This is a genomic window from Xanthobacter pseudotagetidis (assembly GCF_043194795.2).
GTDB classification, from domain to species: domain Bacteria; phylum Pseudomonadota; class Alphaproteobacteria; order Rhizobiales; family Xanthobacteraceae; genus Xanthobacter; species Xanthobacter tagetidis_A.
In genome coordinates, this window is the sequence record NZ_CM195534.1 from 4,331,030 (window position 1) to 4,355,433 (window position 24,404).

General features: G+C 70.1%; 23 protein-coding genes. 16 read left to right on the forward strand and 7 right to left on the reverse strand.

Annotated features, from left to right (window positions below; translation table 11 throughout):
- The first annotated feature begins 77 nt into the window (after nucleotides 1-77).
- The 4 genes from V5F67_RS19785 (at nucleotide 78) to V5F67_RS19800 (ending at nucleotide 4,139) form a co-directional block, all read left to right on the forward strand.
- Nucleotides 78-2,210, forward strand: a complete 2,133-nt coding sequence (locus V5F67_RS19785) for a TRAP transporter permease (protein WP_394020237.1) — start codon at nucleotides 78-80, stop codon at nucleotides 2,208-2,210.
- Nucleotides 2,211-2,217: 7 nt separating this feature from the next.
- The gene (locus tag V5F67_RS19790) at nucleotides 2,218-2,598 is read left to right on the forward strand and encodes a DUF1850 domain-containing protein (RefSeq protein WP_394020239.1); all 381 of its coding nucleotides are present in this window, start codon (nucleotides 2,218-2,220) and stop codon (nucleotides 2,596-2,598) included.
- Between the two features lie 67 nt (nucleotides 2,599-2,665).
- Nucleotides 2,666-3,589 carry a methyltransferase domain-containing protein gene (locus tag V5F67_RS19795; RefSeq protein WP_394020241.1) on the forward strand — a complete coding sequence of 308 codons (924 nt, stop codon included), beginning with the start codon at nucleotides 2,666-2,668 and terminating at the stop codon, nucleotides 3,587-3,589.
- A gap of 88 nt (nucleotides 3,590-3,677) precedes the next feature.
- Complete coding sequence (locus tag V5F67_RS19800) at nucleotides 3,678-4,139, forward strand: acyl-CoA thioesterase (RefSeq protein WP_394020243.1); 462 nt, start codon at nucleotides 3,678-3,680, stop codon at nucleotides 4,137-4,139.
- Nucleotides 4,140-4,233: 94 nt separating this feature from the next.
- On the opposite strand, the gene V5F67_RS19805 is transcribed toward V5F67_RS19800, so the two are convergent.
- Entirely contained in the window at nucleotides 4,234-5,154 is a 921-nt protein-coding gene (locus tag V5F67_RS19805; protein ID WP_394020245.1) for a peptidylprolyl isomerase, read from the reverse strand.
- A gap of 365 nt (nucleotides 5,155-5,519) precedes the next feature.
- Between V5F67_RS19805 and rpmF the strand changes: the two genes are divergently transcribed.
- Both rpmF and V5F67_RS19815 read left to right on the forward strand, forming a co-directional pair.
- On the forward strand, nucleotides 5,520-5,705 hold the full coding sequence (rpmF, locus tag V5F67_RS19810) for a 50S ribosomal protein L32 (protein ID WP_394020247.1): 186 nt from the start codon (nucleotides 5,520-5,522) through the stop codon (nucleotides 5,703-5,705).
- 306 nt (nucleotides 5,706-6,011) lie between these two features.
- The gene (locus V5F67_RS19815) at nucleotides 6,012-6,419 is read left to right on the forward strand and encodes a hypothetical protein (RefSeq protein ID WP_394020249.1); all 408 of its coding nucleotides are present in this window, start codon (nucleotides 6,012-6,014) and stop codon (nucleotides 6,417-6,419) included.
- A gap of 135 nt (nucleotides 6,420-6,554) precedes the next feature.
- Here the strand turns inward: V5F67_RS19815 and phaR are convergent, their stop codons facing one another.
- Complete coding sequence (gene phaR, locus V5F67_RS19820; protein ID WP_394020425.1) at nucleotides 6,555-7,205, reverse strand: polyhydroxyalkanoate synthesis repressor PhaR; 651 nt, start codon at nucleotides 7,203-7,205, stop codon at nucleotides 6,555-6,557.
- Nucleotides 7,206-7,503: 298 nt separating this feature from the next.
- On the opposite strand from phaR, the gene V5F67_RS19825 reads away from it, so the two are divergent.
- The 3 genes from V5F67_RS19825 (at nucleotide 7,504) to V5F67_RS19835 (ending at nucleotide 10,269) form a co-directional block, all read left to right on the forward strand.
- The gene (locus V5F67_RS19825; protein WP_394020251.1) at nucleotides 7,504-8,682 is read left to right on the forward strand and encodes an acetyl-CoA C-acetyltransferase; all 1,179 of its coding nucleotides are present in this window, start codon (nucleotides 7,504-7,506) and stop codon (nucleotides 8,680-8,682) included.
- Nucleotides 8,683-8,847: 165 nt separating this feature from the next.
- Complete coding sequence (phbB, locus tag V5F67_RS19830; RefSeq protein WP_394020253.1) at nucleotides 8,848-9,570, forward strand: acetoacetyl-CoA reductase; 723 nt, start codon at nucleotides 8,848-8,850, stop codon at nucleotides 9,568-9,570.
- A 333-nt stretch (nucleotides 9,571-9,903) separates the two neighbouring features.
- Nucleotides 9,904-10,269: a (2Fe-2S) ferredoxin domain-containing protein gene (locus tag V5F67_RS19835; protein ID WP_394020255.1), complete on the forward strand. Its 366-nt coding sequence runs from the start codon at nucleotides 9,904-9,906 to the stop codon at nucleotides 10,267-10,269.
- Here V5F67_RS19835 and V5F67_RS19840 read toward each other — a convergent pair.
- Complete coding sequence (locus tag V5F67_RS19840) at nucleotides 10,250-11,434, reverse strand: MFS transporter (RefSeq protein ID WP_394020257.1); 1,185 nt, start codon at nucleotides 11,432-11,434, stop codon at nucleotides 10,250-10,252. The two genes, V5F67_RS19835 and V5F67_RS19840, sit on opposite strands and share 20 nt — an antisense overlap.
- 111 nt (nucleotides 11,435-11,545) lie before the next feature.
- Between V5F67_RS19840 and V5F67_RS19845 the strand changes: the two genes are divergently transcribed.
- Nucleotides 11,546-12,448, forward strand: a complete 903-nt coding sequence (locus tag V5F67_RS19845) for a LysR family transcriptional regulator (RefSeq protein ID WP_394020259.1) — start codon at nucleotides 11,546-11,548, stop codon at nucleotides 12,446-12,448.
- Nucleotides 12,449-12,619: 171 nt separating this feature from the next.
- Here the strand turns inward: V5F67_RS19845 and V5F67_RS19850 are convergent, their stop codons facing one another.
- Nucleotides 12,620-13,903 (reverse strand): glycerate kinase type-2 family protein, encoded by a 1,284-nt coding sequence (locus tag V5F67_RS19850; RefSeq protein WP_394020261.1) that lies wholly within the window; start codon nucleotides 13,901-13,903, stop codon nucleotides 12,620-12,622.
- A gap of 292 nt (nucleotides 13,904-14,195) precedes the next feature.
- On the opposite strand from V5F67_RS19850, the gene argJ reads away from it, so the two are divergent.
- The 5 genes from argJ to leuB all read left to right on the forward strand — a co-directional run bounded on the left by argJ (nucleotide 14,196) and on the right by leuB (nucleotide 18,944).
- On the forward strand, nucleotides 14,196-15,437 hold the full coding sequence (argJ, locus tag V5F67_RS19855; RefSeq protein ID WP_394020263.1) for a bifunctional glutamate N-acetyltransferase/amino-acid acetyltransferase ArgJ: 1,242 nt from the start codon (nucleotides 14,196-14,198) through the stop codon (nucleotides 15,435-15,437).
- Nucleotides 15,434-15,838: a (deoxy)nucleoside triphosphate pyrophosphohydrolase gene (locus V5F67_RS19860; RefSeq protein WP_394020265.1), complete on the forward strand. Its 405-nt coding sequence runs from the start codon at nucleotides 15,434-15,436 to the stop codon at nucleotides 15,836-15,838. The genes argJ and V5F67_RS19860 overlap by 4 nt, the downstream gene beginning before the upstream one ends.
- 16 nt (nucleotides 15,839-15,854) lie before the next feature.
- Entirely contained in the window at nucleotides 15,855-16,709 is an 855-nt protein-coding gene (gene yddG / locus V5F67_RS19865) for an aromatic amino acid exporter YddG (RefSeq protein ID WP_394020267.1), read from the forward strand.
- 23 nt (nucleotides 16,710-16,732) lie between these two features.
- On the forward strand, nucleotides 16,733-17,584 hold the full coding sequence (locus V5F67_RS19870) for an SDR family NAD(P)-dependent oxidoreductase (protein WP_394020269.1): 852 nt from the start codon (nucleotides 16,733-16,735) through the stop codon (nucleotides 17,582-17,584).
- A gap of 253 nt (nucleotides 17,585-17,837) precedes the next feature.
- Nucleotides 17,838-18,944, forward strand: a complete 1,107-nt coding sequence (gene leuB / locus V5F67_RS19875; RefSeq protein ID WP_394020271.1) for a 3-isopropylmalate dehydrogenase — start codon at nucleotides 17,838-17,840, stop codon at nucleotides 18,942-18,944.
- A gap of 486 nt (nucleotides 18,945-19,430) precedes the next feature.
- Here the strand turns inward: leuB and V5F67_RS19880 are convergent, their stop codons facing one another.
- Nucleotides 19,431-20,930 carry a phosphomannomutase/phosphoglucomutase gene (locus V5F67_RS19880; RefSeq protein WP_394020273.1) on the reverse strand — a complete coding sequence of 500 codons (1,500 nt, stop codon included), beginning with the start codon at nucleotides 20,928-20,930 and terminating at the stop codon, nucleotides 19,431-19,433.
- Nucleotides 20,931-21,330: 400 nt separating this feature from the next.
- The gene (hisS, locus tag V5F67_RS19885; RefSeq protein WP_394020275.1) at nucleotides 21,331-22,875 is read right to left on the reverse strand and encodes a histidine--tRNA ligase; all 1,545 of its coding nucleotides are present in this window, start codon (nucleotides 22,873-22,875) and stop codon (nucleotides 21,331-21,333) included.
- 441 nt (nucleotides 22,876-23,316) lie between these two features.
- Between hisS and V5F67_RS19890 the strand changes: the two genes are divergently transcribed.
- Nucleotides 23,317-23,946, forward strand: coding sequence for a GNAT family N-acetyltransferase (locus V5F67_RS19890; protein WP_394020277.1), 630 nt, complete (start codon nucleotides 23,317-23,319; stop codon nucleotides 23,944-23,946).
- A 36-nt stretch (nucleotides 23,947-23,982) separates the two neighbouring features.
- Here the strand turns inward: V5F67_RS19890 and V5F67_RS19895 are convergent, their stop codons facing one another.
- Nucleotides 23,983-24,312 (reverse strand): DMT family transporter, encoded by a 330-nt coding sequence (locus tag V5F67_RS19895; RefSeq protein ID WP_394020279.1) that lies wholly within the window; start codon nucleotides 24,310-24,312, stop codon nucleotides 23,983-23,985.
- Between the last annotated feature and the right edge of the window lie 92 nt (nucleotides 24,313-24,404).

Genomic DNA, 24,404 nt, shown 5'->3' on the forward strand with positions numbered 1-24,404 from the left:
TCGGCAGGCCCCGTCCGCACCGCCTCCATCCCGGCGCGCGCCGCCGCCTCACCGACCTTCAGCGCCTTGGCCCGCTCATGACCTCATCGCTCCACACCCCCGACACGATCCCCCCCGTCAGCCACGACATCAACGCTCCGAACCACGGCGCGGCGGTGGTGGTGGACGACGCCCTGCTCGACCTCACCTGGGGACCGGGCGCCTGGGGCCGGGCGGTGTTCTGGATCGCCGTGGCCTTCTCCGCCTTCCAGATCATCACCGCCGCCTGGAGCCCGCTCGCGAGCCAGATCGTGCGCTCGGTGCATGTGGGCTTCCTGCTGCTGGTGGTGTTCGCCATCGCCGCCAACCACAAGAGCGGCACCGAACGCCTGGCGCTGTGGGGGCTCGGCATCCTGTCCTTCGTGGTCGGCCTCTATCACTGGGTGTTCTATGCCGACCTGATCGTGCGGGCGGGCGACCCCAGCACCATGGACGTCGTCGTCGGCGTGCTCGCGGTCGCGCTGGTGTTCGAGGGCTCGCGGCGGCTCATGGGCGCCTCGCTGCCGATCATCTGCGGGGTCTTCATCCTCTACGGGCTGTTCGGGCAGTACCTACCGCCGCCGCTCGATCACCGCTCGTTCGACTTCGTGCAGGTGGTGGACCAGATGTTCCTCGGCACCGAGGGCATCTACGGCACGCCCACCTATGTGTCGTCCTCCTTCATCTTCCTGTTCATCCTGTTCGGCGCCTTCCTGGAGCGCGCGGGGATGATCCAGCTGTTCAACGACTTCGCCATGGGCACGGTGGGCCACACCAGGGGTGGCCCGGCCAAGGTGTCGGTCATCTCCTCGGCGCTCATGGGCACCATCAACGGCTCGGGCGTCGCCAACGTGGTGACCACGGGCGCCTTCACCATCCCGCTGATGAAGAAGTTCGGCTACCGGCCCGCCTTCGCCGGCGCAGTGGAAGCCACCGCCTCCATGGGCGGGCAGATCATGCCGCCGGTAATGGGCGCAGTCGCCTTCATCATGGCCGAGACCATCGACGTTCCCTATGCCGACATCGCCACCGCGGCGGTAATCCCGGCCTTCCTCTATTTCTTCACCGTGTTCGCCATGGTGCACCTGGAGGCCGGCAAATACGGCCTGCTCGGCCTGCCCAAGGCGGAATGCCCGGACGCGCTGAAGGCGCTGGTCACGCGCTGGTACCTGCTACTGCCGCTGGCGGCGCTGGTGTGGCTGCTGTTCTCCGGCTACACGCCGCTGTTCGCCGGCACCGTCGGCCTCGCCCTCACCGCCCTCATCGTGCTCGGCACGCCGATTGCACGGCTGATCGGCCCCTACGGCCTGCGGGTCGCGTTCTGGATTGCGCTCGGCCTCGCCGCGGCGAGCTTCCTGGAATACGGCATCAACGGCGTCGCCTTCGCGGTGCTAGCGCTCGTCGTGCTGCTGTTCTTTATCAAGGGCGGGCGCGAGACGCTGCGCATCAGCCTGGAGAGCATGGCGGACGGCGCCCGCAACGCGCTGCCGGTGGGCATCGCCTGCGCCCTGGTCGGCACCATGATCGGCATCTTCACGCTGACCGGCGTCGCCACCACCTTCGCGACCTTCGTGGTGGAGGTGGGCAAGAGCTCGCTGTTCCTGTCGCTCATCCTCACCATGATCGCCTGCCTGATCCTGGGCATGGGGCTGCCGACCATTCCCAACTACATCATTACCGCCTCGATCGCCGGGCCGGCGCTGCTGGAGCTCGGCGTGCCGCTCATCGTCTCCCACATGTTCGTGTTCTATTTCGGCATCATGGCGGACCTGACCCCGCCGGTGGCGCTCGCGGCCTTCGCGGCGGCGCCCATCGCCGGCGCGTCCGGGCAGACCATCGGCTGGATCGCGACGCGCATCGCGCTCGCCGGCTATGTGGTGCCCTTCATGGCGGTCTACGCGCCGGCGCTCATGCTCCAGGACGGCGATCCCATGGCGGCGGCCATCGGCTTCTGGCCGGCGGTGGTCTATGTGTTCGTGAAGGCGGTGATTGCCATCGTCCTGTGGGCGGGCGCCGCCACCGGCTATTTGCTCGGCCCGCTGAACGTGCTGGAGCGCCTGATCGCGTTCGGAGCGGCGGCGCTGCTGATCCTGTCCTTGCGGCTGACCGACGAGGTGGGCTTCCTCGCCGCCGCTCTGCTGCTCGGCTGGCACTATTGGCGCACCCGCGCCGCCCGCGCGGCGGCGGCCTGAGCCGTCCGTGGGCGCGCTCGCCTGCCTGGTCGCCGGCGGCGCGGTGGTGCGCCTCGGCGCCGCGTTCACGCTTGCCTGGACCCACTCGGTGCAGAAGAGCGAATGGCAGGAGGACTGGCGCGCCACGCCCGATGGCCTCGTGGTGGTGGAGATGCGGGTGGAGGGCTCCGGCGCCGGCATGGAGCCGCCCGAGGGCGCGGTCATGGAAGGCGGTCGCTACGTCGCCCGCCCGCAGGCGATGCCCCTGAAGGAGGTGGTGCTGCGCCGCTCGGGCGCCACCGCCGACTGGCGTATCTGCATAAACGGGCGCTGCCGCCCCATGGGCGGGATGATCCCGGCGGACGCCGACCCGGTCACGCTGGCCCTGTGTCCCGACGAGCCGGGCTGAGGGCGGCGGCGGACCGCCGACATGCCCCATGATGCGCCGGCAGCGCGGAGCGCCTATATGCGGGGGCATGACCGACGATGCCTCCGCGTCCCTCTCCGCGCCGGCCCCGCCCGCCGAAGCCGGTCCGCGCCTGTTCGACCGTGCGCTGCTGCGCCGGCGGCTGGCGCGCGCCGGCGCGATCGGGCCGGCGACCTTCCTGCTCGACCGCGCCGCCGAGGACCTCGCCGACCGGCTTGGCGCGGTGAGCCGGCGCTTCGAGACGACGCTCGACCTCGCCACCCCGACCGATGCCGCCGTCCGTGCCCTCGCGGACCATCCGGCGGTGGGACGGGTGCTGCGCGCCGCCCCGATCGCCGCCGGCCTCGCTCCCGGCGACGTGGTGGCGGACCCCGAGGCGCTGCCCTTCGCCGGCGAGCGGCTCGACCTCGCGGTCTCGCTGCTGGCGCTGCACTGGGTGAACGACCTGCCGGGCGTGTTCGCCCAGGTGCGCCGCGCCTTGAGGCCGGACGGGCTGTTCCTCGCCGCCATGCTCGGCGGGCGCTCGCTCGCGGAGCTGCGCCAGGCCTTCGCCGAGGCGGAGAGCGAGACCACCGGCGGCCTCTCGCCGCGCGTCGCCCCGTTCGCGGACGTGCGCGACCTCGGAGGCCTGCTCCAGAGAGCGGGCTTCGCGCTGCCGGTGACGGACGTGGACAAGGTGGTGGTGCGCTATGGCTCGCCCTTCGCCCTGTTCGACGACCTGCGCCGCATGGGCGCCACCAACGCGCTCGCCGAGCGCCGCCGCGTGCCCCTCAAGCGCGCCACGCTGCTGCGCGCGGCCGAGATCTACCAGCAGCGCTTCGCCGATCCGGACGGGCGCGTGCGAGCCACATTCGAGATCCTGTGGCTGTCCGGCTGGACGCCTCATGCGAGCCAGCAGAAGCCGCTCAAGCCCGGTTCCGCCCGCATGAGCCTCGCCGACGCGCTCGCCCCGAAGGCGACGCGCCGGCCTTGAGCCCGGCCGCCCGGCGACGTATTGCGGGAGCGGCCGCGCTCCCGCGGGACGCGGCCTTCGGACGACTTCGGGTGACGAGGGAGAGACGATGAGCGGACAGGGCGCATCGGGCGGACGGGAGAGCCCCTTCACGCGCGCGGACTTCACCCATTTGCTGCCGCTGACCACGCGGTGGGCGGACGTGGACGTCTACGGCCACGTGAACAACGTGGTCTATTATGCCTATTTCGACACGGTGGTGAACGAGCGCCTGATCCGCGCCGGGGTGCTCGACCCGGCGACCAGCCCGGTGATCGGCCTCGTGGTGGAGACGCGCTGCACCTACTTCCGCAGCCTCAACTTCCCGGCGCCGGTGATCGCCGGCCTCAGGGTGGCGAAGCTCGGCACCTCCTCGGTGCGCTACGACATCGCCCTGTTCCAGGGCGAGGACGGCAGCTGCGCCGCGCAGGGCACCTTCGTCCATGTCTATGTGGACCGCGCCACCCAGCGGCCCGTGCCGATCCCGGACGACGTGCGCGCGGTGCTGGCAGAGCTGGTGCCGCAGGGCTGAGGCACGCGCCGCGGCGCAGACGAAAACGCCGGCCCGGACGGTCCGGACCGGCGTGTCATCTATTGCCGCGCGGCGAGGCCCCGCGGCGGCCTGCTCAGGGCTTGGTCGGCGCCGGCGCGGCCGGGGCCGCGGGGGCCGCAGGAGCGGCCGGAGCTGCGGGCGCGGCGGTCTTCTCCACCTTGCCTTCGGCGCGCAGCTTGGTGACCAGCTCGGCCTGGGACTTCTGCACCAGGAAGCGCTCGATCTCGTTCTCCACCTGCTCGAACGGCGGCACCGCGCTCTCGCGCTTGTCCTCGACCTTGATGACGTGCCAGCCGAACTGGGTCTTCACCGGGTCGGAGACCTGGCCCTTGTCGAGCTTGAAGGCGACCTCGGCGAATTCGGGAACCATCTGCTCCTTGGTGAAGTAGCCGAGGTCGCCGCCGTCCTCGCTCGAATCCTTCGAGTTCTCCTTGGCGAGCTTGGCGAAGTCGGCGCCGGCCTTCGCCTTCTTGGCGATCTCCTTGGCCTTGGCCTCGTCGTCCACCAGGATGTGGCGCGCGTGCACCTCGGTCTCGGGCTTGCGCTGCTTGACGAACTCCTCGTAGGTCTTGCGCTTCTCCTCGGCGGTGATGGCCTTCTTCGCCGCCTCGGTCAGCAGCGCGTCCACCAGGGCCTTGGTGCGGGCATAGGCCATGCGCTGCTTGTACTCGGGCGTCTGGTCCAGCTTTTCAGCCGCGGCGGCCTGCGAGAGCAGCGTCAGGTCCGTGAGGTAGGACAGGACATATTCGAGGCGCTGGGGGCCCTGGAGCTCGGGCGGCACGTTGGGGCCGATTTCCTCGGCCGCGAGCGCGAGGTCGCTGGCACGGATCGGGGCGCCGTTCACCGTCACCAGGACGGGATCGCCGCCGGGCGCGGGCGCGGCGGCAGCCGGAGCGGTGGCCGGCGGCGTGGCGGTGGCCTGGGCGAAGACGGCCGTGCCCGTCGCCGCAACGAGGGCAAGCGCGAGAGCGGCGGTTTGGGCGGAACGCTTCATGGGTCCGGTTTCCTCGGAAAGTGGGTGTGCCCCTCGAACGGCCCCGGAGGGGCCGCCTGCGCCCATCCATCGCGGGCGGATGGAGCTTTTCCGTGGCGGCGCGGCGCCAGCCAAGAAAAAGTCCCGCCGGGGCGAGCGCGGCGCACCCTCGCTTACCTCGATTGGCAATACAAGGCCCCGGCCGCAACATGATCGTGACCTGGGCGAAGGGCCGCGTCGGCGCGGCGTGGCGATTCAGCCGGCGCGGGGCTTCCGCTCCCGCCAAAGAGACTGTATAAGGCGCGCCTTCAATTCGATCGCTGGTTTGGCATAACCTGCGCGAACCACCGCAGCGGGCAGAAGGCTCGCCTTGAGGAGTTTAGGACATGGCCGTCCCCAAGAGAAAGACTTCGCCGTCGCGTCGCGGCATGCGCCGCTCCGCCGACGCGCTGAAGCAGCCGACCTACGTTGAAGACAAGGATTCCGGCGAGCTGCGCCGTCCGCACCACCTGGACCTGAAGACCGGCATGTACAAGGGCCGGCAGATCCTGAAGCCCAAGGCCGAGGCCTGAGCGGGCGCCGGCCGCGCAGCGCGGCCGGCCTGGTGCTTCGCCCCCCGGCGCGCGGCCGATTCGCCTGCGCGCCCCGGGACCGCGGCGCCGAGGGACATGAGATTGAAATGGGGCGCGGGCAGTATCCTCGCTGCGGGACGGGGAACGCGCCGGCCGCCCGTCCGGCCTGTTCCGGATGAGGTCCGCGTAGCGTTTTCTCCGTTGCCGCCCTTTCACCGGTGGCGGTGACTTTCCTGGCACGATTTGAGACCCCATCGGCAGCCGCGGCGCGGCCGGCCGCAGGCAGGTCCGGTCGAGGAGAATGTGATGCTGACGCCGATTCCGCTGCTCATCATCCCGCTGGCGATCTTCAACATCCTCGCTTTCCTCACGCCCGGCCTCGACTGGGACACCTCGCTCACCATGGTCGAGATGCTGTCCGGAGCGAAATGGGACATCAGCCTTGCCGAGGCGTTCATCGCCTTCAGCCTGGTGGTGCTGTTCTTCGAGGTCCTGAAGTCGACGCGCATCACCTCGCGCTCGATCATCGATCACATGCTGTCGATGCTGCTGTTCGCCATCGGCCTCGCGGAGTTCCTGCTGGTGCCGCAGGCGGGCAATTCGGTGTTCGCCCTGCTGCTGTGCATCATGCTGTTCGACGTGGTGGCCGGGTTCTCGATCTCGGTGCGCGTCGCCCAGCGCGACTTCGCCATCGCGCCACGCGAGAACGCATAGGACGCTCTCGCGCCATCCCGGCACGTCTCGCTATCCGCGGGGGCCATCGCCGCTGCGCCGCGGTTCCCGCGACGCAGAAGGTGGACCACCGGCCAAGGAACCGACGCAGCAACGGCGGTCGCGCGGCCCAGATCTTCAGGTCTGCGAAGCGCCGCCTTCGCCCTCGCCTTCGGGCTTCTTCATGAGCTGGTCGAGCTTGGCCTGCATTTCCGCCATCTGCCGGCGGATGGCGTCGAACTCATCCGGGCGCGGCTCGGGGGCCGGAGCCGGGCTCGGCGCGGGCGGGCTGCTGCCGACGGCGCCCGCAGCCGGCGCCCCTTCCCCGGTTTCCGTCTTGGGAAACGGCAGGAACATGTGGAAGGCGCGCTCGAACATCTCCATGTTGCGGCGCACGTGGTCGTCAAGGCCGACGAAAGGCGTCGTGCCCGTGAGCGTCTTCGTCACGTGGTCGCGGAACTTTTCCTGGTCCTTGGTGAAGCTGTCGATGGACGCTTCCAGGTAGCGCGGCACCAGCATCTGCATGCTGTCGCCGTAAAATCGGATGATCTGGCGCAGGAAGGTGATGGGCAGAAGGTTCTGGCCCTTGTTTTCCTGCTCGAAGATGATCTGCGTCAGCACCGAATGGGTGATGTCATCGCCGTTCTTGGCATCGTATACTACGAAATCCTCGCCATCCTTCACCATGTTGGCGAGGTCTTCGAGAGTCACATAGGTGCTCGTGCCGGTGTTGTAGAGACGGCGGTTGGCGTATTTCTTAATGGTGACTGGCTCTTGCGATTTTGCCATTGTCCGGTCATCCGTTTTCCTTGGGGTGACCCACGTTAGGGCCTTTCCAAACATAGAGCTACCAATTTGTGTGCGCCGCGCGCATGGAATGTGCAGCGCGTCGCGCCGCATGGCGCGCGCGTGGCCGGAGCACGGCTCCAACGGCTCACGTAAAGGCAACTCCAGCTCGCGGGTTGCCTTGACATGGGTCATTGACACAATGCCGGCGGCATAACCACTTTAGCATCCGAACGCGGTGGCGCCGGAGCGCACGCCGCGACAGGCAGGCCAAGGCCGCCAAGGCCCAGGAGAGAGCACCATGAAGGACGACGTCGTCATCGTCAGTGCGGCGCGCACCCCGGTCGGTTCGTTCAATGGCGGACTGGGATCGCTTCCCGCGCACGAGCTTGGCGCGATCGCGATCAAGGCGGCGCTGGAGCGCGCGGGCGTGCCGGCCGAGGCCGTGAGCGAGGTCATCCTCGGCCAGGTGCTCACCGCCGCGCAGGGCCAGAATCCGGGCCGCCAGGCCTCCCTGAAGGCCGGTGTGCCGATCACCAGCCCGGCGTGGGAGGTGAACATGGTGTGCGGCTCCGGCCTGCGCTCCGTGGCGCTCGGCGCCCAGGCCATCGCCAACGGCGACAGCGAGATCGTGGTCGCCGGCGGCCAGGAATCCATGAGCCAGTCCAACCACGCCGCGCACCTGCGCAACGGCCAGCGCATGGGCGGCCTCGAATTCGTGGACACCATGATCAAGGACGGCCTGTGGGACGCCTTCAACGGCTACCACATGGGCAACACCGCCGAGAACGTGGCCAAGGAGTTCCAGATCACCCGCCAGGAGCAGGACGAGTTCGCCGTCGCCTCCCAGAACAAGGCCGAGGCGGCCCAGAAGGCGGGCAAGTTCAAGGACGAGATCGTCCCCGTCACCATCGCCTCCAAGAAGGGCGACGTGGTCGTCGACCAGGACGAATACATCCGCCACGGCGCCACCATGGACGCCATGACGAAGCTGCGCCCGGCGTTCGTGAAGGACGGCACGGTCACCGCCGGCAACGCCTCCGGCATCAATGACGGCGCCGCCGCCGTGGTGCTGATGAGCGCCGAGGCCGCCAAGGCCAAGGGCCTGAAGCCGCTGGCGCGCATCGCCTCTTGGGCGCAGGCGGGCGTCGACCCGTCGGTGATGGGCACCGGCCCGATCCCGGCCTCGAAGCTGGCCCTGGAGAAGGCGGGCTGGACCGCCGCCGACCTCGACCTCGTCGAGGCCAACGAGGCGTTCGCCGCCCAGGCCATCGCGGTCAACAAGGGCCTCGGCTGGGATACCTCGAAGGTGAACGTCAACGGCGGCGCCATCGCCATCGGCCATCCCATCGGCGCCTCCGGCGCGCGCATCCTCGTCACCCTCCTGCACGAGATGCAGAAGCGGGACGCCAAGAAGGGCCTTGCCACCCTGTGCATCGGCGGCGGCATGGGCATCGCCATGTGCCTCGAGCGGGATTGATCGCCCGGGCGCGAACGAGGCTCGGGGCCGCGCCGCAAGGTCGCGGCTCCGAATGCTCGAAACTTCAGTGAGCATTGCTTAGACAACTTCCGGACGTGGTCCGATCCGCTTCGGAAGGCTGGTGGTTTGTCTTCAGGTCGGGCCAACAGAGGTGAGGAGGAGACAATGGGGCGCGTCGCATTGGTCACGGGCGGCACCCGCGGCATCGGTGAGGCGATCTCGATCGCGCTGAAGGCCGCCGGCTACAAGGTGGCGGCGAACTTCGCGGGCAACGAGGAGGCCGCCAAAGCCTTCACCGAGAAGACCGGCATCCCCGCCTTCAAGTGGGACGTGTCCGACTTCGAGGCCTGCAAGGCCGGCATCGCCAAGGTGGAGGCCGAGGTCGGCCCGGTGGAGGTGCTGGTGAACAATGCGGGCATCACCCGCGACGGCCAGCTCCACAAGATGTCGCTGGAGCAGTGGAGCGCGGTGATCAACACCAACCTCAACTCCGCCTTCAACATGACCCGCAACGTGATCGAGGGCATGCGCGACCGCAAGTTCGGCCGCATCGTCTGCATCTCCTCCATCAACGGGCAGAAGGGCCAGTTCGGCCAGACCAACTATTCCGCCGCCAAGGCCGGCGAGATCGGCTTCGTCAAGGCGCTCGCCCAGGAGACGGCGCGGATGGGCATCACGGTCAACGCCATCGCCCCCGGCTACATCGCCACCGAGATGGTGCGCGCTGTGCCGGCGGAGGCTCTGGCCAAGATCGTCGCCACCATCCCGGTGGGCCGCCTCGGCGAGCCGGAGGACATCGCCCGCGTGGTGGTGTTCCTTGCCGCGGACGACGCCGGCTTCATCACCGGCTCCACCATGACGGTGAACGGCGCCCAATACATCACCTGAGGCCTTTCCGCCGCCCTTCTCCCGCACGGAGAAGGGCGGCGGCCGGGATGACGCGGAGCGGCGCGTCCCGGCCCGGAGCGCCCGCCGAAGCGAAGCGGTCGGCCTTGCCCCCGCTCCCGCCGCTGTCACTGCTTCGGCTTCCGGGTCCCCCTTCGCGCGTCCGGCGGCGCGGGGCCGGCTGTCGTGTTTGCGCCGGACGAGCGACGGATGTCGCATACGCGCCATTGGCCGTTATTTTGCAAAACACTGAAATTTAAAGATAAACTTGATTTCGCGCGGGCGGCACGGGACTTGAATCATTCCAGCATCGTCCCTGATGCCGCGCGAGCCTCCATGACCGACAGCCTGACCGCCGATGCCGCCGACGAGGCGCTGGAGATCCCCCAGGTCTACACGCACCACGTCTTCTGCTGCTTCACCCAGCGCCCGCCGCAGCATCCGCGCGGCTCCTGCGGCGCCAACGGCGCCCAGCCCCTCTGGGAGCGCCTCGGCAAGAAGATCGAGGCCACCGGCCGGCGCGACATCGCCATGACCGCCTCGGGCTGCCTGTCCTTCTGCCAGGCGGGGCCGATCATGGTGGTCTATCCCCAGGGCGTCTGGTACCAGCCGCGCTCCCCCGAGGACATCGACGAGATCGTCGCGTCCCATCTGGTGGGCGGCAAGCTCGTGGAACGCCTCATCATCGTCCCGAGGGTGTGAGCGCCGGCGCGCCGGCGCCCGCCGCCTCCACCCGCACCGCGCCGTAGGCGGTCAGGAGCGCCAGCAGCGGCACGATGCCGGCTACCAGGGTCAGCGCCCACAGGCCCGGCCCGTGGTCGATCACGAGCCCGCCCAGCGCCGCGCCCAGCGCGTTGCCGAGGTTGAAGGCGGCGATGTTGAAGGACGAGGCCAGCGACTGCCCGGCCCCCTTCGCCTTCTCCAGCACCCACATTTGCAGCGGCGCCACGGTGGCGAAGGCGGCGGCGCCCAGCACGCCGACGAAGACCACCGCGCTCGCCGGGTGGCGGATGCCGGCCGTCATGGCGAACAGCACCACAGAGAGCACCGCCAGCGAGCCGAACACGGTCGGCACCAGCCACCGGTCGGCGAGACGCCCGCCGGCGAGGTTGCCCACCACGAGGCCGGCGCCGAACACCAGCAAGATCGGCGAGACCGCCCCGTCGGAGAAGCCCGACAGGCGGGTGAGCATGGGCGCGATATAGGTGAAGGCGGCGAACACGCCGACCCAGCTCAGCACCGTGGTGGCGAGCCCCAGCAGCAGCGCCGGGCGGCGCAGCACCTTGAGATCGTCGGCAAGGCGTGTGGCTTCCGGCGCCTGACGGTCCTGCGGCACCAGGAGCGCGATCACCGCCACCGCGGCGACGCCGATCAGGGTCACGGCCCAGAAGGTCGCGCGCCAGCCCGCCATCTGGCCGAGCCAGGTGCCGAACGGCACGCCGAGGATGTTCGCCACCGTGAGGCCGGTGAACATGATGGCGATGGCCGAGGCTTTCTTGTTGGCCGGCACGAGGCCGGTGGCCACCACCGAGCCGACGCCGAAGAAGGTGGCGTGGGCGAACGAGGTGAGCACCCGCGCCGCCATCAGCCAGCCATAGCTCGGCGCCAGCGCGCAGGCGAGGTTGCCGAGGGTGAACACCACCATGAGGCCCACGAGCACGCTCTTGCGCGGCCAACGCGCGGTGAGGCCGGTGAGCAGCGGCGCCCCCACCACCACGCCCAGCGCATAGCCGGAGATGAGCAGGCCGGCCGAGGAGATGGAGACGCCGAGGTCGGCGCCCACCTCCAGCAGCAGGCCCATGATGACGAATTCGGTGACGCCGATGCCGAAGGCGCCGGCGGCGAGCGCATAGAGTGCGACGGGCATGGTGGTTCGGTCCGTGGTCCGCGAAGGGATGATGTGCGGTGCAACATGGACCGCGCGGCGACCGTGAACTAGCATGCCGCCGATCACATCATTCATGAATTGAGATCACCAATGGCCCAGGACATCAACCGCTCGGGCGAGATGGAGGTGTTCGCGCGCGTGGTGGAAGAGGGCGGCTTCTCGGCCGCCGCGCGCCGCGCGCGCATGACCCCCTCGGCGGTGTCGAAACTGATCGCCCGCCTGGAGCGGCGGCTCGGCGTGCGGCTTCTCAACCGCTCCACCCGCAAGCTCCAGCTCACTCCGGAAGGCGCCGCCTTCTACGCCCGGGCCGCGCGCATCCTCGACGAGATCGGCGCCGCCGAGCAGGAGGCGGCCGCCGGCGCGGCCCCGCGCGGCCGGCTCCGGGTCAACGCCTCGGTGCATTTCGGCATGGCGTACCTGCTGCCGCTTCTGCCCGCCTTTCTCGACCGTCACCCGGAGATGAGCGTGGACGTGGCGCTCACCGACACGGTGGTCGACCTGATGGAGGAGCGCGCCGATGTCGCCATCCGCGTCGGGCCCATGCGCGATTCACGGCTCGTGGCGAAGAAGCTCGGCGAGAGCCGCAACATCGTGGTGGCGTCACCCGCCTACATCGACCGCCACGGCATGCCGCGCACCCCGCGGGAGTTGGAGCGCCACAACCGGCTGCGCTTCTGCTTCACCCGCATCGTCGAGGGATGGCCGTTCCTGGACGGCGCCGGCGGCATCGTCACCGTGCCGCCGGACGGCAATGCGCTGGTGAGCGACGGCGAGGCCATCAAGGCGCTGGCCTTGGCCGGGCTCGGGCTGGTGCGGGTGTCCGAGTTCCAGGTCCGCGCCGAGGTGGCGCAGGGCCTCCTCGTGCCGGTGCTGGAGCATCTCAACCCCGGCGACCTGTCCGAGGTGCATGCGGTGCATGTGGGCGGCGCCGGGCCGCTCTCGGCCCGCATCCGCGCGTTCGTGGACTTCCTCGCCGAGAACGTGCGGATCTGAGGCGCGGGCCCCTGCGGCGCCGTCATCCCCCGGCTCGTCCGGGCGATGACGGCCCGGCTGGGCTGGCTCTTGGCTTGCGAACGCAAGGCGAGCGGCTGGGTGGATGCCCCGGACGAGCCGGGGGCATGACGTTCCCTGAGCACGGCGTCCGGCCGGCACCTCGGCGCGGTCCTACCGCACCAGGATGGCGCGGAAATCGTTGACGTTGGTGAGCGTCGGCCCTGTCACCACCAGCCGGTCGAGGGCGGAGAAGAAGCTGTAGCCGTCATTGTTGGCGAGGAAGGTCTCGGCGTTCATTCCCTTCGCCTCGGCCTCAGCCAGGATGGCGGCGTCGAACCAGGCCCCCGCATTGTCCTCGGTGCCGTCGACCCCGTCGGTGTCGCAGGAGACGGCCGAGACCCCGGGAATCCCTTTCAGCGCCACCGCCAGCGAGAGCAGGAACTCCACCGAGCGCCCGCCGCGCCCCTTGCCACGCACGGTGACGGTGGTCTCGCCGCCCGAGAGCAGCACGCACGGCGCCGCCGCCGGCAGGCCGTGGCGCGCCGCCGAGGCAGCGATGCCGGCGAACACGATGCCCGCCTCCCGCGCCTCGCCCTCGATGGCGTCGCCGAGGATCATCGGCGCGATGCCCAGCGTCCGCGCCTTCACGGCTGCGGCCTCGAGGGCCATCAGCGGGGTGGCGATCATGTGCACCTCTTGGCCGGGGATGGCATCGCCCGCCACCCGGTTGGCGCGGATCACCTGTTCCATCGTCCGGTCCACCTCCACCTTCCAGGCCTTGAGCAGCCCGAGCACCGCCTCGGGGTCGGACGCCTCGGGAATGGTGGGGCCGGAGCCGATGGCGCCGGGGTCGTCGCCCGGCACGTCGGAGATGAGATAGGTCACGCACCGCGCCGGGGCGATGGCGGCGGCGAGCCGGCCGCCCTTGATGGCGGAGACCGACTTCCTCACCTTGTTCATGACGCCGATGGGCGCGCCGGACTTCAGCAGCGCGCGGTTGAGCGCCTGCTTGTCCTCCAGCGTCAGCCCGTCCGCCGGCAAGGTGAGGAGCGCGGACGCGCCGCCGGACATGAGGCAGACCACGAGGTCGTCCGGCCCCGCCGAGCGGGCGATCTCCAGGATGCGCCGCGCCGCGTCGAGCCCCGCCTGGTCCGGCACCGGGTGGGCGGCCTCCACGATCTCGATGTGCCTGGTCTCGCAGCCATGGCCGTAGCGGGTGACGATCAACCCCTCGCAGGGCCGTCCCCACTCCTCTTCGAAGGCGCGCGCCATGCGGGCCGAGGCCTTGCCGGCGCCGATGACGATGGTCCGGCCTTTCGGCGGTTCCGGAAGGCGGCGCTTGAACTTGCCCTCGGGGAGCGCGGCGGCGAGCGCGCTCTCGAACAAGGCGATCAGGATGTCCCGGTCGGTCATCGTGGCGGCTGTCGCGGCGGCGGGCGTCTTGGTCTCGGGCATATCCGGCTCGGGCGTTTCCTGGGTCGCGGGTCTCGTTCTGGCGCCGCGATCACTAGACCGCCCCGGCCGCGCCATCAATGCGCGACCCGACAAGGATGCTTCGCGCGGCGGGAAAGGAACGTCTCGCCGGATGGAACCGCTCCGTGCCGTGGGGCGCCCGAAGCGGCCGCTCTCGCGCCTGCCCTTGTGCCCGCCCTTGCGCCCGCCCCGATCCTGCGGCACACCCTCGCCGTCGCCCGCCGGCCCGGCCGCTGCGCAGGGTGGCGCGACGCCGCCGATCCCGGGAGCCATCATGTCCACCACCGTCTCTCCCCTCGCGCCCAAGAGCCTGCCCGAGGTGCCGCCCGTGCCCGGCGTCGCCTTCGCCACCGCCGAGGCCGGCATCCGCTACAAGGGCCGCACGGATGTGCTCCTGATGGCGTTCACGCCCGGCACGACGGTGGCCGGCGTCACCACCCGCTCGCGCTGCCCGTCGGCGCCGGTGGAATGGTGCCGCGAGCTGCTCAAGCGGGGCAAGGCCACCGGACTGGTGGTGAACTCCGGCAACGCCAATGCCTTCACCGGCAAGAAGGGCCGCGAGGCGACGAAGCTCACCGCCGAGATCGCCGCCAAGGCGCTCGGCTGCAAGCCGAACGAGGTGTTCCTCGCCTCCACCGGCGTGATCGGCGAGCCGCTGGACGCGACCAAGTTCGCCGGTGTGCTGGAGGCCACCGCCGCGCGCCTGTCGAACGGGCCGTGGGAGGACGCCGCCCGCGCCATCATGACCACCGACACGTTCCCGAAGCTCGCCACCGCCAAGGTGCTGATCGACGACGTGCCGGTCACCATCTCCGGCATCGCCAAGGGCGCCGGCATGATCGCGCCGGACATGGCGACCATGCTTTCCTTCATCTTCACCGACGCCCCGCTCGCCGCCGGCGTGCTGCAGGCCATGCTCGACAAGGCGGTGAAGACCACCTTCAACGCCGTCACCATCGACGGCGACACCTCCACCTCCGACACGCTGCTCGCGTTCGCCACCGGCGCCGCCAAGGCGCGCGGCGTGCGCCCGGCGAAGGACCCCACCGACCCGCGCCTGCGGGCCTTCCGCCGCACGCTCCGGGCGGTGATGGCGGACCTCGCCGAGCAGGTGGCGCGCGACGGCGAGGGCGCCCGCAAGCTGGTGCGGGTGCACGTGAACGGCGCCGCCTCCAACAAGTCGGCGCGGCGCATCGCCATGTCGATCGCCAACTCGCCGCTGGTGAAGACCGCCGTGGCGGGCGAGGACGCGAACTGGGGCCGCGTGGTGATGGCGGTGGGCAAGGCCGGCGAGCCGGCCGAGCGCGACCTGCTCTCCATCTCCTTCGGCGCCATCCGCGTCGCCCACGCCGGCGCGCGCGACCCCGCCTATGACGAGGCGGCGGTGTCGGACTACATGAAGAACGACGTCATCGACCTCACCGTGGAGATCGGCCTCGGCCGCGGCTCCGACACCGTGCTCACCTGCGACCTCACCAAGGAATACGTGGCGATCAACGGGGACTACCGCTCGTGAAGCTCACTCTCGTCGTCGCCTGCGCGCTGGTGGATGCGGACAACCGCGTGCTGGTGGCCCAGCGGCCGGAGGGCAAGGCGCTGGCGGGGCTGTGGGAGTTTCCCGGCGGCAAGGTGGAGCCCGGCGAACGGCCGGAGGAGACGCTGATCCGCGAGCTTTCGGAAGAGCTGGGCATCACCGTGAAGGAGGCGTGCCTCGCCCCCCTCACCTTCGCGAGCCACGGCTACGAGACCTTCCACCTGCTGATGCCGCTGTGGGTCTGCCGGCGCTGGGACGGCGCGGTCCAGCGCAAGGAGCACCAGGCGCTGAGATGGGTGCGCGCCGGCAAGCTGCGCGAGCTCGACATGCCGCCCGCCGACGCGCCGCTGATCCCGCCGCTCATCGACCTCCTCGGCCCCTGACGCCCCAGAGCCTGACATGTCCTCCGCGAGCGCGACGCGCATCGGCCTTGCCGCCATCGCCCTGTGGGCGACGCTGGCGCTGCTCACCGCAGCCACCGGCCAGGTGCCGCCGTTCCTGCTCACCGCGCTCACCTTCGCGCTCGGCGGCCTGGTGGGGCTCGGCGCGGCGCTCCGGGGACCGGGGCTCGGCGTGCTGGCGCAGCGCCCGCTCGCTTTTCTCCATGGGGTGGGCGGCCTGTTCGGCTACCACTTCCTCTATTTCCTGGCGCTGAAATGGGCGCCGCCGGCCGAGGCGGGGCTGATCTCCTATCTGTGGCCGCTGCTCATCGTCCTGCTCTCGGCGCTGCTGCCGGGCGGCGGGCTGAGGCGGGTCCACGTCGTCGGCGCCCTCATGGGCTTCGCCGGCACCGTGGTCCTGCTGATGGGCAAGGGCGGCTTCGGCGGCATCGAGGCGCGCTATGCGCCGGGCTATCTCGCCGCCCTCGCCTGCGCCTTCATCTGGTCGTCCTATTCGGTGCTCTCCCGCCGCTTCGCCGACGTGCCGACCGAGGCGGTGGCCGGCTTCTGCCTCGTCACCGCTCTGCTCGCGGGGGCGTGCCACCTCGCCTGGGAGGAGACCGTGTGGCCCTCCGGCATCGGCGAATGGGCGGCGGTGGCGGCGCTGGGCATCGGCCCGGTGGGCATCGCCTTCTACGCCTGGGACATCGGCATGAAGAAGGGCGACGTGCGCCTGCTCGGCGTCGCCTCCTATGCGGCGCCGGTGCTCTCCACCTTGTTACTGGTCCTGACGGGCTTTGCCGCCCCCACATGGTCGCTTGCCGTTGCCTGCCTGCTCATCGTCGGCGGCGCCTATGTGGCCACGCGGCGCTGAGCCATCCTGCACGGAGTAGCGCCATGTCCCATCCCGCTTTGTCATCCGGCGCCGTGGCCGTCGTCACCGGCGGCGCGTCCGGCATCGGCCTTGCCGCCGCCCGGCATTTCGCCGAGCGCGGCCTGAAGGTGGTCATCGCCGACCTTCCCGGCGAGAAGCTGGAGGCCGCCGCCGCCGACGTCTCCGGCCTTGCCCGAGGCGGGGCCGCGGACGTTCTCGCGGTCGCGACCGACGTCTCCCGCCTCGCCGACATCGAGCGCCTGGAAGCGGAGGTCGCCGCCCGCTTCGGCGGCACGGACCTCCTCATGAACAATGCCGGCGTGCAGCCCGGCAGCGCCTTGTTCGGCCCGCTCGCGAACTGGGAGAAGGTGATGGCCGTCAACCTGTGGGGCGTCATCCACGGCGCGCGGGTGTTCGGACCGAAGATGCTGGCGCGCGGCCGGCCGGGCCTGATCGTCAACACCGGCTCCAAGCAGGGCATCACCACGCCGCCGGGCGACCCCGCCTACAACGTCTCGAAGGCCGGGCTGAAGGCTTTCACCGAGGCGCTGGAGCACGAGCTGCGCAACACGCCGGGAAGCCCGGTCTCGGCCCATCTCTTCATTCCCGGCTTCGTGTTCACGCCGCTCGCCGGCGGCGGGCGCGCCGAGAAGCCGGCGGGCGCCTGGACGGCCGACCAGACCGTCGCCTTCATGCTGGAGCGGCTGGAGGCGGGCGACTTCTACATCCTGTGCCCGGACAACGACGTGCCGCGCGCCCTGGACGAGAAGCGCATCGCCTGGGCCGCCGGCGACATCATCGAGAACCGCCCACCGCTCTCGCGCTGGCACAAGGACTACCAGGACGCCTTCGCCGCCTTCGTGAAGCAGGCATGATGCGGCCGGGCCGGCGCGGCCCTTGCCCCATAAGGCGCCCTTACACCAGCGTTGGTGCTCCCTCTCCCCCAGGGAGAGGGTTCTCCCGCCCTGACCCCTGCGGCACCCTTGCGCTCGCGGCGGCGACGCCTTAGAGCCGAAGCGCCTTTCCGCCGGCGCGGGCTCCCGCGCCGCCCCACCCCGCCCTCAGGACGGACGCCCCACGAAGACGGCACGACGCCGCATCGACCCCAAGGATACGAGGATACCCGCCATGGCCACCCACAAGCTGCTCCTGCTCGCCGGCGACGGCATCGGCCCCGAGGTGATGGAGGAGGTGAAGCGGGTCATCGCCTGGCTGGAGAAGGCCGGCCTCGCCTCCTTCGCCATCGAGGAAGGGCTCGTGGGCGGCGCCGCCTACGACGCGCACGGCGCTTCGATCTCCGAGGCCGACATGGCGCTCGCCAAGGCCGCCGACGCGGTGATCTTCGGCGCCGTCGGCGGCCCGAAGTGGGCGGACGTGGGCTATGACGTGCGCCCGGAGGCCGGCCTGCTGCGCCTGCGCAAGGACCTGGAGCTGTTCGCGAACCTGCGCCCCGCCATCTGCTATCCGGCGCTGGCGGAGGCCTCCTCGCTGAAGCCCGAAGTGGTGGAGGGGCTCGACATCCTGATCGTGCGCGAGCTGACCGGCGGCGTCTATTTCGGCGAGCCGAAGACCATCACCGACCTCGGCAACGGCCAGAAGCGCGCCATCGACACCCAGGTGTACGACACGTTCGAGATCGAGCGCATCGCGGCGGTCGCCTTCGAGCTCGCCCGCACCCGGCGCAACAAGGTGACCTCGTCCGAGAAGCACAACGTGATGAAGTCCGGCGTGCTCTGGAAGGAAGTGGTCACCCAGCTGCACGCCCGCGCCTACAAGGACGTGGAGCTGGACCACCAGCTCGCCGACAGCCTCGCCATGCAGCTTGTGCGCTGGCCCAAGCAGTACGACGTGATCGTCACCGACAACCTGTTCGGCGACATCCTGTCCGACCTCGCCGCCATGCTCACCGGCTCCATCGGCATGCTGCCCTCGGCCTCGCTCGGCGCGGCCGACGCGGCCGGCCGGCGCGCGTCCATGTACGAGCCGGTGCACGGCTCGGCGCCCGACATCGCCGGCAAGGGCATCGCCAACCCCATCGCCATGATCGGCTCGCTGGCCATGGCCCTGCGCTATTCGCTGGGCCAGGGCGAGGTGGCGGACCGCATCGAAAAGGCGATCGCCGCCGTGCTCGACGCCGGCAAGCGCACCGCCGACATCGCCCCCAAGGGCACGCCGTCGATCAGCACCAGCGCGATGGGCACCGCCATCGTCGAGGCCCTCGACGCCGGCGCCTGAGAGCGCGTGCCGGCCTGCCGGCGCGCGCACATGTCCCAACCGTCATGCTCCGGCTTGACCGGAGCATCCAGGCGCCTCGGATGCCGGGCCGCGCCTTGCGTGGTCTCCAGCCTCCTACGGCCCCAGGCCAAGCCCCCTCGCCGCCTCGCGCCCGGCCGCAGGATAGGCCCTCCGGTCAAGCCGGAGGGCGACGGCGGTGAGAAAGGGGCGACGGTGGGGAAAAGGGGCGACGGTGGGGGAAAAGGGGGACGGCGCGCGGGAAAGCCTCACTGCCGTCATGCTCCGGCTTGACCGGAGCATCCACGCGCCTCGGATGCCGGGCCGCGCCTTGCGTGGTCTCCAGCCTCCTACGGCCCCAGGCCAAGCCCCCTCGCCGCCTCGCGCCCGGCCGCAGGATAGGCCCTCCGGTCAAGCCGGAGGGCGACGGTGGGAAAGGCCGGTGCCGGAAAGGACGGCCGCCGGCGCGCAGCACGGCGACCGCTTCCCTCAGATGGTCTGGTTGTAGGCGCCCACTTCCGGGTGGGTGCGCAGCACGCCGTCCACCTCGGCGAACATCTCGCGCATGCGCGCCTCGGAGACCGGGCTCTCCACCACCACCACAAGCTCGGGCTTGTTGGAGGAGGCGCGCACCAGGCCCCACGAGCCGTCCTCGCAGGTGACGCGCACGCCGTTCACCGTGACGATGTCGCGGATCTTCTGGCCGGTGACGAGCGCGCCCTTGGCGGCGAGGTCCTCGTAATACTTCACCACCTGGGCGACGATGCCATACTTCGCCTCGTCGGCGCAGTGGGGGCTCATGGTGGGCGAGGACCAGGTCTTGGGGAGCGCCTCGCGCAGCTGCGAGAGCTTCTTGCCGGGGTTGCGGTCCATCATGTCGAGCACGGCGATGGCGCTGACGAGGCCGTCGTCATAGCCGCGGCCCACCGGCTTGTTGAAGAAGTAGTGGCCGCTCTTCTCGAAGCCCACCAGCGCGCCGGTCTCGTTCACCCGGCGCTTCATGTAGGAGTGGCCGGTCTTCCAGTAGTCGGCCTTCACGCCGAGCTTGATCAGCTCCGGGTCGGTGGCGAACAGGCCGGTGGACTTCACGTCCACCACAAAGGTCGCGCCGGGATGGAGCTTGGCGAGATCGCGGGCGAGCATCACCCCCATCTTGTCGGCGAAGATCTCCTCGCCGGCGTCGTCCACCACGCCGCAGCGGTCGCCGTCGCCGTCGAAGCCGAGCGCCAGGTCCGCCTTGTGCTCCAGCACCGCGTCGCGCATGGCATGGAGCATCTCCATGTCCTCGGGGTTGGGGTTGTATTTCGGGAAGGTGTGGTCGAGCTCGCAGTCGAGCGGGATCACCTGCGCCCCCAGCGCCTCCAGGATGCGCGGGGCGAAGGCGCCGGCGGTGCCGTTGCCGCAGGCGGCGATGACCTTGATCGGGTGCTTCAGCTTCGGCCGGTCGGTGAGGTCCTTGATGTAGACCTCCGGGAAATTCTCCACGAAGTGGTAGGCGCCGCCGCCCTTCAGGTCGAACTTGGCGCCGAGCACGATCTCCTTCAGGCGGGTCATCTCGTCGGGGCCGAAGGTCAGCGGGCGGTTCACGCCCATCTTCACGCCGGTCCAGCCATTGTCGTTGTGGGAAGCGGTCACCATCGCCACCGCCGGCACGTCGAGCGCGAACTGGGCGAAATAGGCCATGGGCGACATGGCGAGGCCGATGTCGTGCACCTTCACCCCCGCCGCCATGAGGCCGGAGACCAGCGCCAGCTTGATGGAGGAGGAATAGGAGCGGAAATCGTGCCCGGTGACGATCTCGGGGCGCACGCCCATCTCGTGCATGAGCGTGCCGAGGCCCATGCCGAGGGCCTGCACGCCCATGAGGTTGATTTCCTTCTGGAACAGCCAGCGCGCGTCATATTCACGGAAGCCGGTCGGCTTCACCATGGGCTCGGATTCGTACGCATAGGTGTTGGGCACGAGGACGGGCTTGGGCGTGGGGAACATGAGAGGGCTTCTCCGCGCGGGCAGAATGTGTCGCGGATGTGCCGATAGCACGGAATCGTGACCGAACACATGGCGGTGCAGCATTTGGGGGCTGGCTGGCGCCTTGCCCCCAGAGCCATCCACTCTCGCGTCCCCGTCGCTCTCCGGCTTGACCGGAGGGCCCAGGCGCTCGCGAGCGACGCAAGGCGCGGCCTGATCTCGGCGGCCCATGGATGCTCCGGTCAAGCCGGGGCATGACGGCGGTTCGGGATGGGGCGGGCCGCTTCGGCATTCCCGCCGTCGCCCTCCGGCTTGACCGGAGGGCCCAAGGGCCGCCTGCCGCATCGCCATCGGCCGCGCATGGATGCTCCGGTCAAGCCGGAGCATCCGGAGGAAAGCGCGGCTGGCGCCGACGTTGCCCTCAGTCCGCCAACCCCAGCGTGCCCTCGGCCCGCCGCTCCAGGATGTCGCGGATGGCGGCCACCATCTCCGCCTCGGGCACCGCCAGCTGGGCCGGGCGAGCGGCGCGGTACTCGGCATTGTCGGCGATGGAGGCGGCAATCCGCGCGCCCTCCACCAGGTCCTTGATCTGGACCTCGCCGGCCGCCTTCTCGTTGGAGCCCTGTATCACCACCGCCGGGGCGCCGCGGCGGTCGGCATACTTCATCTGCGCCTTCATGCCGGCGCCGCCGAGATACATCTCGGCACGGATGCCGTTGGCGCGCAGGTCCGCCACCATCCTCATGTAGTCGGCGATGCGCGCCGGCTCCTTGTCCATGGCGAGCACCACCACCGGGCCGATCTCGGCTGCCGCATCGAGCTTGCCGAGGGCCGCCAGCGCGGCGAGCAGCCGCGAGACGCCGATGGAGAAGCCGGTGGCAGGCACCTTCTCGCCGCGGAAGCGGGCCACGAGGCCGTCATAGCGCCCACCGCCCGCCACCGAGCCGAAGCGCACCGGGCGGCCGTCCTCGTCGGTGATCTCGAAGGTGAGCTCGGCCTCGTAGACCGGGCCGGTGTAATATTCGAGCCCGCGCACCACGGAGGGGTCGACCTTCACGCGGTCGCCATAGCCGGCGGCCGCGACCAGAGCGGCGATCTCCGCCAGCTCGTCCATGCCCTCCTTGAAGACGGCGCTGGAGACGAGGCGCGCCACCATCTCGATGTCGCGCCCCTCCATCTCGAAGCTGACGCCCGCGGGCGTCGCCGAGATGCCGCCGTCCAGCATGGCGAGCACGAGGCTCGCCTGGGCATCGGTGAGGCCGGCGCCCTTGGTGAAGTCGCCGCTCTCGTCCTTGCGACCGGCGCCCAGCAGCAGCTTCACGCCGGGAATGCCGAACTTGTCGAACTTGTCCACGGCGCGCAGCACGATCAGGCGGCGGCCGAAATTATCCTCGCCGCCGAGGCCGATGGCCTCCAGCACCCCGTCGAGCACCTTGCGATTGTTGACCCGCACCACATAGGCGCCGCGCGGGATGCCCACCGCCTCCAGCGTGTCGGCGGCCATCATGCAGATCTCGGCGTCGGCGGCGACCGAGGGCGCGCCCACCGTGTCGGCGTCGAACTGCATGAACTGGCGGAACCGCCCCGGCCCCGGCTTCTCGTTGCGGTAGACATAGCCCGCGCGCCAGGAGCGGTAGGGCTTGGGCAGCTTGTCGAAGTTCTCCGCCACGTAGCGGGCGAGCGGGGCGGTGAGGTCGTAGCGCAGCGACAGCCACTGCTCGTCATCGTCCTGGAACGAGAACACGCCCTCGTTGGGCCGGTCCTGGTCGGGCAGGAACTTGCCCAGCGCGTCGGTATATTCGAACGCCGGGGTCTCCAGCGCCTCGAAGCCGTAAAGCTCGTAGACGGCGCGGATCTTCTCCAGCATGGCGCGGGTGGCGGACAGCTCGGCGCCGGTGCGGTCGGCGAGGCCGCGCGGCAGGCGCGCTTTCAGCTTGTTGTCGTTCGGCTTGTCGGTCTTGGCCATGGCTGCTCGCGCCCGCGAAGCGGGAGTCCTGATGTTCAAAGGCTGGGGGCGTCTTAGAGGACCCCCGCCGGTGCGGCAAGGCTGGGCCCTGCGACCGGCGGCGCGCCCGATTCGCCCTCCGGCGGATCGCGGCCGAATGAGGGCCAAGCCACGATTGTGCGACGCAGCAGAGCCGCGCCCCGCGCATGGCATGGAATTTTTACATATAAATCAATTCTGTATGTAAGATTCACAGAGTCAGCACCGGGGTTTCCACTCGTTGATTCAGGTCAACTCTCTTGACCTTTATTGCAACGCACCTAAGTTCGGCCGCGGAGGAACCCCGGGGGCATCCGAGGAAGCCGAGGCGCATGCGCCGCGGCCAGGGTGTCGTTGGCGAGGAGCCGCCGGCAGAGAGCAAACCGCTCGCGCCGGATGACGACGCCAAACGTGGAGACCACCATGACCGATCAGGTCGCACCGGGCATCATCCGCAAGCTGTGGGCGGGAGAGGCGGAGATCTTCCGCGATCACCTCCTGCGCCTCGATGTGGAGAGCCGCCGGTTTCGGTTCGGCTCGGCCGTATCCGATGAATTCGTCACGCGCTATGCATCCCGCGCCTTCCGTTCCGGCGCGATAGTGCACGGCTGCTTCGTCGATGGCGTGCTGCGCGCCGCCGCCGAGCTCTATCCCATGGGCGACGTGCTGCCGGGCGAGGCCGAGGCCGCCTTCAGCGTCGAGCCCGACTACCAGAATCACGGGCTCGGCACGCTTCTCTTGGAGCGCGTCATCCTCACCGCCCGCAACCGCGGCATCCGCACGCTCTGCCTCAACTGCCTGGCGCAGAACCGGCGCATGCAGCAGATCGCCCGCAAGTTCGACGCCGACCTGAGCTTCGATTCCGACGAGGTGGTGGCCTCGCTCGCCGCGCCTTTCCCCACCGCTTTGTCGCTGGCGCGCGAGGTGGCGGCGGATGCGCAGGGCGTCGCCGGCGCCGTGCTCCAGGCCCAAAGGCTCGCCACCGGTCGCATGTTCGACCTGTTCCTGCCCGCCGACGCGGAGAGCGCCGAGCCGGAGCTGGCCGGCTCGTGAAGCACGGGGCGCGGCGCTCCGCGCCCCTTCGCGCCCTCAGTGGGCGGCGGTCTTCGAGAGCAGGTTCACCACCAGCACGCCGGCGATGATGAGGCCGAGCCCGACAAGCCCCGCCAGATCCAGCGCCTGACGGTAAAACACCCAGGCGAAGCCGGCCACGAGCACGATGCCCACCCCGGACCAGATCGCATAGGCGATGCCGACCGGGATGTCCCGGAGCGTGAGCGACAGGAAATAGAAGGCGGTGCCGTAGCCGAGAACCACGATCACCGAAGGCCAGAGCCGGGTGAAGCCCTCGGCCGACTTGAGCGCCGAGGTCGCCACCACCTCGGCGACGATGGCGATGAACAGATAGGCGTAGCTCATGGCGCCGTCCCCCCGGTTCGCGCATCGACCACTGAGGCGCGGGCGGGGGGCGAAGTCAACGGCGCGCCTGCGTCCATCTCCCGCGCCGGGGC